Below are 14823 nucleotides of genomic sequence, written 5' to 3' on the forward strand. Positions count from 1 at the left end.
ACGCTTAGTTATAAAGCCCGCATCTTAAGATCAATGTGTGCTCTATAACATAACGTACCATACAAACCTAAGATTTAGCCTAACTTACCTTGTCCCACATTTTGCTTAGACGCTTGGGCGACACTGCCATACGAGTTTTCATAGGCTGGGCAAACAGTTGAATACGGTATTCCTCCACCATCCAACGATACTCACTGATGGCTTCTTTGTCCGCACGTCCTGCTAGCCGTTCCATATGCAAGTCAAGCGCGTAGACGCCATCGAGGTCGGCGTCGAGATTGTGCTCCAGACGCTCTAGTCGAATCTGTAGCGCTTCAAGATAGCGTGGGTACTGTTGCCAATGGCTATAGTCCATCCGATAAACAAAATCAGCCAAATGTAAGTCTTCTAGCTGATCTTCGATATCATCGATAGACTCACCAAATATCTCGCGATCTAGCATCAATAACCCTTGGCGAATACGCTGCCAACGAGTGTAGACATTCTTAAGCGTTTTGATAACGCTTTGACCAGTTAATAAAAAGTTATTCACTACCACTTCGAGAGTCTGGGCATACTCTTCAGAGGTAAACGGTAGCTCTTCGCTCAATCCGACTGCAATATCATCGGCGCTTTCTGGTAAATTTTCAGCATGATCGAATAAGACGTAGTGCTCTTCGAGAGCCGCGTCTAACGCAGCATCTATAACGATCGTTTTGAGTTTATCCATGTCGCCAAGTGGCGCAAATGCCAGTTTAAATATACTGTCGATTTGGCTCGTTAGCTGCTTTTTCTTTGCACCAAGTTTGCCTTTGATTAAAGTCAGCACCCCGATACGATGTGCTTGAAGTGCTGCATTGACATCAGTATATTGATGAATCGATACAGCTTCTCCCGCTTCATCAGCGACGAGCGCTGCAAACTGTTTCATTACCACACCTGCGCTATGATGATTCTTGCTAAAAGCAAAATGCTCAGGGAACTCAGTATGCACGCCTTGCTGTTCATTTACCGCTTGACTGGTCTCAGATGCATGACGAATTTGTAGGGTTTGTAGATCACGGCCTTTTTCGATGATACGGTTTTTCTCATCGACCACGCAGATTTGTGGCTGCAAATAGCGATCAATCGTAGATGGATTGAAGTTCTCTGGTGTCACCGACATAATACCGCGACGATGCAATGCCTGACATAGCTGTTTCAGCAACCCTTGTCCACCCTTTGGCTGCAACTCATCAAACAAACTGTCTGCAGTATTGGGTATCGGTACGATTTGACGACGTATCTCTTTTGGTAGCGACTTGAGCAGCTGCAATACCAACTCATAGCGCCAACCAGGCACGCCCCACAGTAGCTCAATCGCATCGAGCTGTGGCAATGCGGCAAGCGGCACACGTATGGTCACACCATCATCATCACTGGCGGGATCAAAGATATAACGGAGTGGCAGTTTTAGATCGCCTAGCTTCCACACTTCTGGGAAGTCCCCTGTGGTCGGCGCTTGGCTATTAAGTACGTCTTCATCAGTGAAGAACAGATGCTTGGCATCATGCTTCTCCACTTCTGCACGCCAATCCTCAAATGCTTTACGACTGGCAACGTGCTCAGGAATTTTCTTATCATAGAACTGATAGAGCGTTTCCTCATCCACCAACAAATCACGGCGACGCAGCTTGTCTTCGATGCGCTCAACATGAGCAATCTTGTCCATGTTATGTTGCAAGAATGGTGCATTGCGACCAAAATTGCCTGTCACCAAGCCATCACGGATAAATATCTCTCGTGACTCGACCAGATTAACTTGCTCATAGTTAGTCAGCTGCTTACTAATAATAATCAGTCCAAACAGACTAATCTGCGCGTAAGCTTTAACTCGTCCTGTTTTCTTGGACCAATGTGGCTCAAAGTAATGATATTTCAGCAAATCACCTGCCGCTGAAATAATCCATTCTGGTTCGATTTTGGCAACAGTACGCATAAAGACTTGTGAAGTCTCCACCATCTCAAACGCCATCACCCAAGGGGGTATTTGTTTAAACACCGTACTGGCTGGGAATATCTTGGCCTTTTGCTGACGCGCAGCCAAATACTCACCGCGGCTTTCGGTCTTGTGCGCGATGATAGACAATAAACCCGTCAATAACGCTCTATGCAGATTGGCATATTTGACCGCTTTTAGCTCTTCGTCTTCGATCGCTGTCGGATCATTAACAGCCACATTTTTATCAGCAGTTCTTGACTCATTGACATCAGTTAGCTTCAGCTCAGTGACCATCTGTACCAACTGACGATGCGTCTGATGCCATTCACGTACACGCGGGAAGCTCAGATAGTTTTTCTTCGCAAACTGCTTACGCTGATTACCAGACAGTTTATTACCGTCTTCATCTTTTTCAAACAGCGCCTTCCATAGGCTCAAATAAAATAAGAAGTCAGAGTCGTCTTGACGGAAGACTGCATGCTTTTGATCCGCTTGCGTACGTTTATTGGCAGGACGTTCGCGTGGATCCTGTACAGCAAGCGCTGCCACAACGATTAGCATTTCGCGAATACAATCAAAGTCAGAACCAGCCACCAGCATACGTGCCAGCCTTGGATCGATTGGCATACGTGCCATTTTCTGACCAGTTGCTGTCAAACGCAGGTGATCAAGACCTTTTCTAGCTTTTGGCTTATTGGTTTTGTCCTGAGCAGCGGCATCTTTCTTGGAAGTAATAGCGCCCAACTCATCTAGCAGTTTATGACCATCAGTGACCAAACGGCTATCAGGCGGCTCAATGAATTCAAAGTCATCCACACTACCTAGACGTAGATTAGCCATTTGCAAGATTACTGATGCTAAGTTAGTACGTAAAATCTCAGGCTCAGTAAATTCAGGGCGACCACTAAAATCTTCTTCACTATAAAGACGAATACAAACACCTGGAGCAACACGGCCACAGCGACCTTTACGCTGATTAGCCGCTGCTTGCGAAATCGCTTCAATCGGTAAACGCTGTACGCGCGAGCGATACGAGTAACGCGAAATCCGCGCAAAACCCAAATCGATCACATAGCGAATACCTGGCACGGTCAATGCAGTCTCAGCAACGTTGGTCGCGATAACAATACGTCGACCTCGACCCGATGGCTGAAAAATACGCTGCTGCTCTTCATAAGTCTGCCGTGCAAAGAGTGGCAGTACTTCTGTATGGCGCGGGCCATGACGCTCAAGCACCTCTTGCGTTTCGCGAATCTCCGCTTCAGTCGCAGCAAATATCAAAATATCAGCTTGATCGGCGTGGCCTTTGCTCTGCGCATCGCTAAAACACTCTTCGACAGCGGCAACCACAGCACGCGGCAGGTTCTCTTCAAAATCATCGTAGCTGTCATCTTCTGAGCTGTTCACTGGCTCATCTGTCAATGGACGATAACGGACTTCTACCGGAAAGCTACGCCCTTCTACATTAAAAATAGGCGCAGGGACTTGCCGTTTGAGCTTATTGTCATAACGGCTAAAGTATTCACTAAAGCGCTTGGTATCAAGGGTCGCCGAGGTAATAATGACTTTTAAATCTGGACGCTTGGGCAGCATCTTTTTGAGATAACCCATAATAAAATCGATGTTTAAACTACGCTCATGCGCCTCATCGATAATAATCGTATCGTACTTACTCAAGAACCGATCATGACCCAACTCAGCGAGCAGAATACCATCGGTCATGAGCTTTACAACAGATTGCGCTGTCCCTTGCTCATTAAAGCGAATCTTAAAACTGACCGTATTACCTAATGGCTCACCCAGCTCTTCTGCGATACGGTTTGCCACACTACGAGCAGCCAATCGTCTCGGCTGTGTATGCCCTATCTGCCCTGTGATACCACGCCCTGCCAGCATCGCAAGCTTAGGCAGCTGCGTCGTTTTACCAGAACCCGTCTCACCAGCGACAATAATAACTTGATTATCGATAATCGCTTGTACTAAGTCTTCTGCGCGTTGGCTAACAGGCAGATCCAGATTTAGCTTGGCAGGTAAATCACTTGGAATACTATCGATACGTGCCTGTACGGCTTCTTGAGAACGCGTTTTTATTTTCTCGTACTGAGCACGTTTTTTAGCAAGTACATCATCTAGATTGTTCTTTTGCTCAGAACCCTGATTAGATTTTTTATTTTTAGACACAGCAGTACGTGCCAGCTCTCGCTCAAGACGGCTTAAGTAATAGCTGTCTTTAGCAAGTACTGGTAAATCCGCCAGTGGTACTGCTGGCTTCTTAGTATCTTGAGTTTCATTTACAGTAGATGTGTCTGAATCGCTGTTTTTAGGAATATTGAGCTTAGAAGTATTGGGCATATTTACTTAGGCTATTTATTATGTAGAAGTGGTTAGATTATGGGGGTAATTGGGGTATGATTCAAGTTAGTCGAGTCCTGATTGCTCTCGTAAGCCATGCATTAGGTTCATTGAATCAGATGTATGTTGCTCTACTTTATAAAATATAGCCAAACCTATTATAGCGCCAATTTCTTTAAATTCTTGATGCTTAGATAGCCGACGTATTCTTTGTCTTCGCAAGCATTCAGCTCATCTGTATCACTAGTAGGCTCAATCGAAAGCTGAACACTTGAGATAAGATCATTTACGTTATATATGTCATCTATATCTACTGCAAACTTATCATCAATATGAGAAGCTGCATTAAAAGGTGACGTTTCATCTTTCAAAGTAAATTGCTTATAAAAATCACTTTTTTTCGCTTGTTTGATGGCGTCAGCTTGGTTAGGTGCGACGATAAGTAGCTTATAATGAAATTCTTCAAAACTACCCTGCTGATAGCCACCTAGATTGATAAAGAATAACTTTAAGTCAGCAGCAGCCGTTATTTGCTGACTTGGTTCAATTAACTTGATGGCATAACTACCCACTTTAGTAATTGCTCGATATGAATCAATATGCCATTTATTTTTTACTTCAGGCCAATGCTCATTGATATCTGCTATCAAGTCACTCACCTGGCTGGCTGCGCCAAAGAAAATATCGTGTTGCTCAATCAGACGGCCTTTAGGACGACCGCCCAGTTGAACCATATATAGTGTTACCATTTTACGTAATCTCTATTAAATCAAAATCCATAGTTAATCTAAAGGTAATGCTGTCATTGCTAGGATAGAATGTTTTTAAGAACTGTCATATTGGAACCACTCTACCCGTTTTCAATGCAAATGCCCAATCTTCACGTCCGTTTCTTAGAGCCATATTTGCTGCTGCTTCATAGTTATAAGCCACTTTGACATGCTCAGTTTGCCAATGTTTACCTTGTTGAGTCTCAATACACTTGATAAGAGCATAATTAGCATGAGGCGAATAAGTTTGCATCTTATGAATAATAGGCAAATCATCTTCGTAAGCTGGATAGCCAACGCTACCACTATTCACAATAGTTTGTCCTGACGACAGTACTACTGTTCGCGGGATATGTGTGTGACCACATAAGATAATATCATTATCAATACCATCAAGTAACGCCAATATAGTCGCATCATTACGCACTATTGGTTGACCCGTTTCAATATCCTCTAGTAAATATATCATGTCATCGGTCGGCGAACCGTGGCAGAGGTATACATCCTCACTGACATGAAAATCAAATGGCAAAGACCGCATCCATTCAATCGCTTTTTTAGAGAGATCTTTGATAATAAAACCCATGGTTGGATTATTAGCAATTTCTGCTGTAGTGGCTTCATAAATCTGCCTATCCTGATTGCCTCTAATGGTAATAATATCATCTCGATTTGCCATTAATAGCTCATAGGTAGCATGAGGCGCTATTGGCCCGTATAAAATATCACCAAGATTGACAATCTGATCAACATCTCGATGTCTTATATCGGCAAGCACAGCTTCAAGGGCATAAACATTACTATGAATATCTGAAATTGCAGCGATGGTTTTTATCTGTTTCTTTTCTAAGTTATCCATTTCCTGACTCACTAATCAAAAACTGCTTTACAACGTCAACGGTTGCTAACGGATCTTCTTCGTGCGGTACATGACCTAAGTTATCAAATATCTTAAGCTGACTATTACGTATATCTCTATGAAATAATGCGGCGTTTTCTACAGGAATAAGATCATCTTTTGCACCCCATAAGATCAAAGTCGGTATGTCCAGCTGCTTTATTTGAGCTTGAACGCTCTCATCATCAGTTTCATTTAGGCGACGACTTAATGCTTGCCGATTACCTTTACGTAGGGTCAATTCATAGTATCTGTTAATCAATTTCTCGTCGACTTTACTGTCATCGGCATACACGCTTAAAACGCTTTTTTCGACGACACTTCTGGGTAGGATACGATTTAAAATTGGTGACATCATTGGATATTTAGCAAGTTTAAAACCAACAGGGACATGTTTGGGCGTTGCTGGATAACCAACTGAGTCTACCAATATCAATCGACTGACACGCTCAGGATACAAAGCAGCGGTACGCCACGCTACCTTGCCTCCCAATGAATTACCGGCTAGCGTGACACGATCCAATTTCAAATGATTGAGTACTTCAATAACAAACGCCGCATAATTTTCGCTGCTGTATCGCGTGCTTTCGTCTACATAAGGACCAGTCAAACCGAACCCTGGCAAATCCATGCTCACGACACAGTATTGTTCAGACAGCGCCTTGGTCCAGCCCTCCCATGTATGCAAACTTGCCGATGTACCATGCAATAAAACGATGGTTTCAGGTTGATTCTTTTCGGCTGTATTGCCACGATCTGCATGACAATTAGCTGACTGTGATACATGTGCCTGCATACCCTGTATATTTATAAATTCGCTGCTAGGTAGTTGCCATTGTTTTAGCTCAGCGACGGTACGATCAGGTGCCCAGTATTTTGCTATAAATACCATTAACACGGCAATTGCGCCTAGTAATATCAGAACAGTTGCTTTTAATAAGTACTGTATCATGTGATCAAATCCATTTAATAAGATGACGTTAATAATAAACATTCTATACCGCTAGCTCGTATGATAGGCCATAAAAAACCCCAACGTTCAATTTGTCTTGAACATCGGGGTGTTTAGCATTTGTACATATGACTGTGTCTACATGAGCTATTTAACTACAATAAGAAAAAGTATGCCCAACACCCAACGATGATAGTAGAGATAATATTAAGTATGACACCTGTACGTATCATCTCTGTTTGCTTGATCAAACCTGTACCAAACACAATAGCATTTGGCGGTGTGGCAACTGGTAGCATAAAGGCACAAGACGCACCGATACCAATAATAAGCACTAAGACCTCACTCGGTATACCCATATGCTCAGCAATTGCCACAAATACAGGTACTAAGAGCGCGGCTGAAGCCGTATTTGATGCAAACTCTGTTAAGAAAATAATAAAGGCTGAGATTGCAAGCATCACCACCAATAGTGGTGCTGTTTGTAAGCCATTAGCAACCGTCTCGCCCAACACTAATGACGCACCTGATACTTTTAGGATATTTGATAGCGCAATACCGCCACCAAATAACATGAGTACGCCCCAATCCGTGTTGTCTGATACTTGTTTCCAAGAAACTAGACCTAAGCTCACGACCGCCACTGCTGCCAGCAACGCGACAACGGCATCTGTATCTTCGATACCAACTGCAGCACCAATTTGCTTAGACAATATCCAGCTAACTGCCGTGACAATGAAAACAGTAATTGTTAATACACGTGTCTTAGTCCAAGGAATAACTTCATCTTGCTCTAGCTGCATAGTACGGTTTAGGTTCGGCTTTAGATACAAATACATCGCACCCAACAGTACTGGTAATAGTATCAGCATCATTGGGATACCAAACTTCATCCAATCAACAAATGCGATATCCAATGCTTTTGCGGCAATCGCATTTGGTGGCGAGCCGACAATCGTGCCCAAACCACCCAAACTTGCTGAATAAGCAATACCGAGCAGTACAAACACAAAAGTACCGCGATCTTCTTTACTATCAACTTGCGTCAAAATACCGAGTGCCAACGGTAACATCATTGCCGTTGTCGCTGTATTTGAAATCCACATGGACAAGAATGCCGTCACACCAAATATCAAAAATACTGCTGTACTAAGCTTGCCGCCCGACAACGATAGAATTTTTAGTGCGATTTTTCTATCGAGCTTTTGCACATGTAACGCGGCAGCCAAGGCAAAGCCACCAAAGAAGAGATAAATAATGGGGCTGGCAAAGCTCTGCAGACCTACTTCAGCATTAAAATCAGGAATACCAACCAAAGTACCAACTACAACCACTAAAATCGCAGTGATAGTGACGTGTATCGCCTCAGTGAGCCATAGCACACCAATAAAGAATAACAACGCTAGCCCTTTATTCGCACTGACTTCAAATGGTAATACGCTATAGATAATAAAGCTAATGATTGCCGCGATGGCGACCACGATCAACCCTTTTCCCGTTCCCTTTGGGAATGTATCTGTAAATAAATACTCATTGCCATCATTAGGAAGATGGCTATCCAGTTTTTTCTCTGACATAAATTATCCTTATTGCCTCCAGAGGGAATATGACATCAAAAATTATTGCAATACACAATTATTTTATGACATCATGATATTCGTATAGCGAATATTACGCGGGAAAATATCATATCAGAATAATTTATGTATGAATACAATCTGAGTAATTTTGTTTCTTTAGTTTATCTGTTTGATTTGTCAATAGCCGTTACCCTTCGACTAATTTTATTTTTGAACAACGGCTCTCTCACTGCTTTTCATACAGACCCTGATTTATAAAAATTACATAAAGCCTCTAAACATTCATCATTTAGGGCTATACAAGCAAAAACTGATACAACATAATCAAAAGGTTGAATAGAAAATTATCAATAAAAACAAAAGGAATAACTTTATGACAGACGCAAATAAAACTGATGCAACCACCAAAATGGCACCAAAAGACATTAACCAAGATGGGTTGGCCAAAAAAGATCAACAGCGTACTGACGACTCTGTATTAGATATGATGCAAGGTATGCATGAACATGAAGATCATGAAGAAGATAGAAAATAAATCTCATTAACAATGACATTTATCTTCATTTTTAAGTAGATTATGTTTATCTAGTACAAACAAAAAAGATAGGCGTTTATCACTATGATAAGCGCCTATCTTTTTTCGGTTCTCTAACCTCTGGCAAATGATCTGAGACATAGTTGTATACAAATGCTGCTGTCGACACAATGGCGATGGGAACGAACAAAGCATCATAGCTAACTTTTGCAAACAAGAAAGCACCTACTGCGCTACCACCACAAAAGCAATACCAGATAATGGCTTGGAACCCTAAGGTTGGCTTACTAATAGAGCGACCAGCAAGCCAGTTACCGATTGCTGCACCCATGTCTGAGGTCAGCCCTGTCAAGTGAGTGGTACGAATGACTGCCCCACTATAAGTTGCCACCATCGCGTTCTGCAATCCACATGTCATTGCTGCTGCTAATTGCCCTAAGTAGTCATGCTGCTGATACAACCAATAGCTAACCAACAGTAGTGCTGCTTCTAAATATAGCGCTCGCCCATAACGACGACCGAGTTTCAATGATGTCTGTCCAATGACAAAGCCGCTTAGTATAGCCCCTGCCAAAAAGGACAGCAACAAGGTACCAATATATAAAATACTACGCGCGTCTGAATGAGCGATAGCCGCAGCAAACAAGCTTACATTGCCCGTGACATGCGACACTGATAAATTGGCAAATCCCATTAATGCCGTCGTATTCACGCAACCAGCACTAAATGCCAATACCGCCCCGCCCCATAGTATCCACTTTGGTAACTTGGTTATCATATCCCTCGTCCAAAGGCACGCAGCTAAAAAGGCGCATTGCTAAAAAAGCACGTAGCCAAAAAGACTCATAGTATAAATAGAAAAGACAGCCAATTGGCTGTCTTTTCTATTATCAAACGAATCATCTATAACAATTACTGTGCTGGTTCATCAAGCATCATCAACTGCTCGCTGATAGCTACTGTATTAAAGCCTGCATCAACGAACATAATCTCACCTGTGATACCAGATGCCCAAGGTGACAATAGGAACAATGCGGCGTTACCTACTTCTGTCTGTGTGATGTTGCGTTGTAGTGGCGCAATTTTTTCGCTGATATCGAGCATTTTACGGAAAGATTTAATGCCACTAGCCGCTAGCGTGCGGATAGGACCTGCAGATATCGCATTAACACGGATACCTTCACCGCCCATAGACGTTGCTAAATAACGAACGCTGGCTTCTAAACTGGCTTTTGCCATACCCATGACATTGTAGTTTGGCAATACTGAAATGCTGCCTTCATAGGTCAATGTCAACATAGAACCATGGCGCATCGCTAGTAATTCACGAGCTGCTTTTGCCAATGCAACAAAGCTATAGCTAGAGATGTCATGCGCGATGTGGCTGCCTTCACGCGTAGTGGCATTCACAAAGTCACCATCTAGCTGATCCATCGGTGCAAATCCAATGGCATGTACCACACCATCAATACCATCACCCCAATGGGCAGTTACTTGCTCAAAGCACGCAGCAATTGACTCATCAGAAGCTACGTCACATTCTAGAACCAAATCTGCTTCAAATTTTTCAGCGGCCATATCGACGCGTTTTTTGATTTTGTCATTCGGGTAAGTCAGGATTAGTGAAGCCCCTTCGCGGTGCAGCGCTTCTGCGATAGCCCAAGCGATAGAGAGTTTACTTGCGATGCCAGTTACGACAAATCGTTGTCCTTGCAATAGCATAAAATTTCCTTTTGAATCAATCGAGATGATTTAGAATAAGAATTTATTTAGAGTAATTAGAAGATTGAGACTACTAAATAGTACAAATGAAAAGATGAGTTATTATACACGAATTAATTTAAGTAAACAGTCGTAAACTGTATTTGATTCTTGTTATTGGATTGACTGATATAAACAACTAATAACGTCAAAATGACTATATGGCAGTTTATCACTTGAAGTAGTATCGACAGTGAGAGTTTTTCGTGAGTTATTAAATTGCATTTTAGCATCAACGCTTAAAGATAAAATACTCAGACTATAGTAGTTTGCTTATTTTATGAAAAAATCGCACTTCGAATATTAACACTACAATTGTTTCGATTAAGTACCAAGCACCCCTTTATTGATTAAAGACTCAACTGCTAGCCACAGCAGTATGAAGTTCAGCAGATTTCGAGTATAATCACAGCCCTTCCCAGCTTGCACAATTTTTATAAGAATCCTCACATGATAGGATTCAACGTTAAGCTACACCCACATTTTGGATGGCTGCCAAACTTATGAGTAACACCCCCATCGTAACCCCAGATTATAAAGAAAGTACCGAATCTTATCGCCAACTGATTGCTTCAACTGGCGAAGACTTAGATCGTCCGGGTTTGCTAGATACGCCTGTACGTGCTGCAAAAGCTTTTGCCCATCTGACCCAAGGCTATCATCAAAGTATAGATGAAGTGGTCAATGATGCTGTGTTTCCATCAGCGAATCGCGAGCTGGTACTGGTACAGAACATTGAGTTTTATTCACTGTGTGAGCATCATATGCTACCGTTCCATGGTGTCGCTCATATCGGCTACTTACCTGACGGCCAAGTACTGGGACTGTCAAAATTTGCCCGTATCGTTGATATGTTTGCCCGCCGTTTGCAAATACAAGAAAACCTAAGTGAGCAGATTGCACAGACCATTATGGATGTTACTGGCTGCCGCGGCGTCGCAGTCGTCATGGATGCATCGCATATGTGTATGATGATGCGCGGTGTTAGCAAACAACATTCAACCACGCGTAGTACCGCGATGCTTGGTGAATATCAACACAACAATCAAGCCCGTAATGAATTTTTGGGTGCGGTACCTAAGCGTCAGCCAGCGTTTTAAACACTTGTAAATCTGAGCTAAACGCTTGAAAGTAAGACAAAAAAAGGACGCTAATGCGTCCTTTTTTTGGTTTAACTATACTAAGTAAGATTTCAAGTTTTAGCAAATCAATACTAACTAACTGGTTTTACATCATCTACCCAATCACCATAACCAGCAGCTTCCATCTCTGCAAGTGGGATAAAGCGAAGCGCTGCTGAATTCATGCAATAGCGCTTGCCTGTCGGTGCTGGACCGTCGTCAAATACATGGCCTACGTGTGAGTCCGCGTAACGACTACGAATTTCAGTACGAGTCCCAAATATTCCTCGATCTGGCTTTTCAACCACTAAGCTCGTATCCAATGGGCGAGTAAAGCTCGGCCAACCCGTACCAGATTTATATTTATCACGCGAAGAATACAGTGGTTCACCAGATACGACGTCTACATACAATCCAGGCTCTTTGTTATCCCAGTACTCATTATCAAAGGCACGCTCAGTACCTTCTTTTTGAGTGACTTTGTACTGAATATCACTAAGGGACTTCTTTAGCGCATCTTGTGAAGGTTTTACAAATGTATCTGGGTTAAAACCTTTGCTTACTTTGCTATCTGATGTGTTATTTGGCGTCACTTGCTGTGTGCTATCTGCTTCGGGCGTAAACTGACTAAAATCAAGCTCGTAGTTTTTACCATAGACACTCTCGATAAACTGATAACGACCAGAATTGAAGGTATAGGCTTTATAGCGTATCGGGTTCTTTTTATAGTAATCTTGATGATACTCTTCAGCAGGATAAAAAGTGCTAGCAGGAACAATCTCGATCACTACTGGTTTATCATACACGCCAGATGCTTGCAGTGATTGCTTAGCCGCTTCTGCGATTTGCTTTTCTTGCGCATTGTTATAGAAAATCGCTGGACGGTACTGTGTGCCGCGATCAACATACTGCCCTTTATCATCAGTAGGATCAGCGATTCTCCATAGCGCCTGTACTATGCCATTGTAAGTAATCTTCTTAGGATCATAATACACCTGCGCTGCCTCGGTATGCCCAGTACCACCTGCCGACACCTGCTTGTAGGTTGGGTTTTCAACGGTGCCACCCGTATAGCCAGACACGACTTCTACCACGCCAGGGATTTTTTCATAACCTGCTTCAACACACCAAAAACACCCACCCGCTACCGTGGCTACTGCCAGTCCTGGCGTAGTCGGTGCATATGGGTTAGCGGCAGTTGTATTCTTTACAGTAGAGCTGTTTTCAGTTGATGCGCAGCCTGCGTAAATCGCACTACTCGCTATGATAACTAACCCTATAATTTTAGATGGTAATATGCGATTCATAAAAATCTCCTAAGCGTAATGTCCTTTAAATATCCTAACGCTTTTGTATCACTGAAACATTCCTATACTGTTATATATTTACAGTTTATTAAGATATTTTTTAGCAACTGAGTGTAATCACAAGATAAATTAAACGATTGTTTGATAACGATTATATATTTTAGTATGAATTAACTATGAAAATAAGACAGAAGCTTTATTATCTCAATGCATTAAAAAAGCCCATCCTCCAAAGAGTAATAGACTTTTTTATTTTAATATCACTAGCTCTATAAAAAACTATGACGCTGTTTCATTATTACTATCAGCACGTTCATCACTAGCCTGCTTAATCTTCGTTAGAATTTCCTTGATTTCAGCGGCTGATAGATAAGTTGGCACGGCATAAGTATCGCTGACCTCTTTTGCAGCTGCCTTTGCAATATCATCAAAGTTGCTAGTTTGCATACCATTGACAGTTGGATCAATATTTAGATCTGCAATCAAGTCTCTAACTTGCGTGATAAGGTGATCTGCTATCTCACTATCGCCATTAGATGCTTGACCATCCTGTACCATACCGGTTCTTTTCACCAGTGCAGCCAGCCTTTTTTTGCTCGCTTTGCGATTGACGTCAAGCACATAAGGCAACACGATGGCATTGGCACGGCCATGCGGAATACTATAGTAAGCGCCTAACTGATGCGCGATAGCATGCACATAACCCAGACCTGCTTTGTTAAAGGCAATTCCGCCGTAATGAGCGGCAATACCCATCTCTTCCCTTGCTTTTAGATTGCCACCGTCTTTATAAGCTAGTGGTAGATAGTGCATGACAGATTTTACGGCAGAGGCTGCATAATAATCTGTCTCTACGCTGGCATTAGCACTCATCCATGCTTCTAAGGCATGGGTCAATACATCAATACCAGTATCTGCTGTAATATGGGCTGGCATACCTTTCATAATAACTGGGTCAATCGCTGCGGCTAGCGGTACCATTCTTGGGTCGATAGACAATGCTTTTTGATGTGTTTTATCATCCGATACTACTGCGCCAAGCGTCGCTTCTGAACCCGTGCCAGCTGTCGTTGGTACGCAGTATAGCGGGGTCGCAGGCTTTCTTGCCTTAAGAATACCGATTAGCTGTTTGGGCTTGCATTTATTGCCTTGAGACATGGCTATCATTTTGGCTGCATCAATCACTGAGCCGCCGCCAATGGCTACGATAGAGTCACAATTGGCTTCTATAGACTGACGGAGCCCTTCTTCAACTACTTTAAAAGTAGGATCTGGCGTAATACCATCATAGATGTGATAACTGATATTTTTCGCATCTAGATAATCGGTAACTTTTGCAGGTATACCCAGTTTGTTGAGCACTGTATCCGTGACGATAAACACATTGGTATTGCCTTCATTGATAAGCATATCGCATAGCTCATCACAGGCAGTATCACCGACAAAGAGCATTGGTCTTCTGATAGGTATCACATAAGAGACTGCTTTTAATACCTTTGCCCGAGTCTTAGCCACAGCCAAATAACCAGCATGCTGCAAGCTGTTGTTCTTTACCAATTTAGTAATACTGTTTTGTGTTTTCATGAG

At 42.6% G+C, this 14823-nt stretch carries 11 protein-coding genes; 2 read left to right on the forward strand and 9 right to left on the reverse strand.

All coding sequences use genetic code 11. From position 1 onward, the window contains the following. Positions 1-79 precede the first annotated feature (79 nt). From hrpA to ABFV72_RS07900, 5 genes are all read right to left on the reverse strand, one after another. Entirely contained in the window at positions 80-4312 is a 4233-nt protein-coding gene (hrpA, locus tag ABFV72_RS07880; protein ID WP_347163083.1) for an ATP-dependent RNA helicase HrpA, read from the reverse strand. 158 nt (positions 4313-4470) lie between these two features. After that, positions 4471-5061 carry a DUF1543 domain-containing protein gene (locus ABFV72_RS07885; protein WP_347163084.1) on the reverse strand — a complete coding sequence of 197 codons (591 nt, stop codon included), beginning with the start codon at positions 5059-5061 and terminating at the stop codon, positions 4471-4473. A gap of 85 nt (positions 5062-5146) precedes the next feature. Then, positions 5147-5941, reverse strand: coding sequence for a metallophosphoesterase family protein (locus tag ABFV72_RS07890; RefSeq protein WP_347163085.1), 795 nt, complete (start codon positions 5939-5941; stop codon positions 5147-5149). Continuing rightward, positions 5934-6932, reverse strand: a complete 999-nt coding sequence (locus ABFV72_RS07895) for an alpha/beta fold hydrolase (protein WP_347163086.1) — start codon at positions 6930-6932, stop codon at positions 5934-5936. The genes ABFV72_RS07890 and ABFV72_RS07895 overlap by 8 nt, the downstream gene beginning before the upstream one ends. Before the next feature lie 155 nt (positions 6933-7087). After that, complete coding sequence (locus ABFV72_RS07900; protein ID WP_347163087.1) at positions 7088-8509, reverse strand: SLC13 family permease; 1422 nt, start codon at positions 8507-8509, stop codon at positions 7088-7090. 376 nt (positions 8510-8885) lie between these two features. Between ABFV72_RS07900 and ABFV72_RS07905 the strand changes: the two genes are divergently transcribed. Then, positions 8886-9047 (forward strand): hypothetical protein, encoded by a 162-nt coding sequence (locus tag ABFV72_RS07905; RefSeq protein ID WP_347163088.1) that lies wholly within the window; start codon positions 8886-8888, stop codon positions 9045-9047. A gap of 82 nt (positions 9048-9129) precedes the next feature. On the opposite strand, the gene ABFV72_RS07910 is transcribed toward ABFV72_RS07905, so the two are convergent. Together ABFV72_RS07910 and ABFV72_RS07915 are read right to left on the reverse strand one after the other, a co-directional pair. After that, complete coding sequence (locus ABFV72_RS07910; protein ID WP_347163089.1) at positions 9130-9825, reverse strand: YoaK family protein; 696 nt, start codon at positions 9823-9825, stop codon at positions 9130-9132. A 134-nt stretch (positions 9826-9959) separates the two neighbouring features. Then, a complete protein-coding gene (locus tag ABFV72_RS07915) occupies positions 9960-10769 on the reverse strand; it encodes an enoyl-ACP reductase FabI (protein ID WP_101205004.1) in 810 nt (269 codons plus the stop codon). Positions 10770-11311: 542 nt separating this feature from the next. Here ABFV72_RS07915 and folE point away from each other — a divergent pair. Beyond that, positions 11312-11908, forward strand: coding sequence for a GTP cyclohydrolase I FolE (folE, locus tag ABFV72_RS07920; RefSeq protein WP_347163090.1), 597 nt, complete (start codon positions 11312-11314; stop codon positions 11906-11908). Positions 11909-12021: 113 nt separating this feature from the next. On the opposite strand, the gene msrB is transcribed toward folE, so the two are convergent. Beyond that, positions 12022-13236 carry a peptide-methionine (R)-S-oxide reductase MsrB gene (gene msrB, locus ABFV72_RS07925; RefSeq protein WP_347163091.1) on the reverse strand — a complete coding sequence of 405 codons (1215 nt, stop codon included), beginning with the start codon at positions 13234-13236 and terminating at the stop codon, positions 12022-12024. A gap of 279 nt (positions 13237-13515) precedes the next feature. Then, positions 13516-14820 carry an iron-containing alcohol dehydrogenase gene (locus ABFV72_RS07930; RefSeq protein WP_347163092.1) on the reverse strand — a complete coding sequence of 435 codons (1305 nt, stop codon included), beginning with the start codon at positions 14818-14820 and terminating at the stop codon, positions 13516-13518. Positions 14821-14823: the final 3 nt, after the last annotated feature.

Origin of the sequence: Psychrobacter proteolyticus, assembly GCF_039762275.1 — a bacterium.
In the GTDB taxonomy this organism is placed as follows: domain Bacteria; phylum Pseudomonadota; class Gammaproteobacteria; order Pseudomonadales; family Moraxellaceae; genus Psychrobacter; species Psychrobacter proteolyticus_C.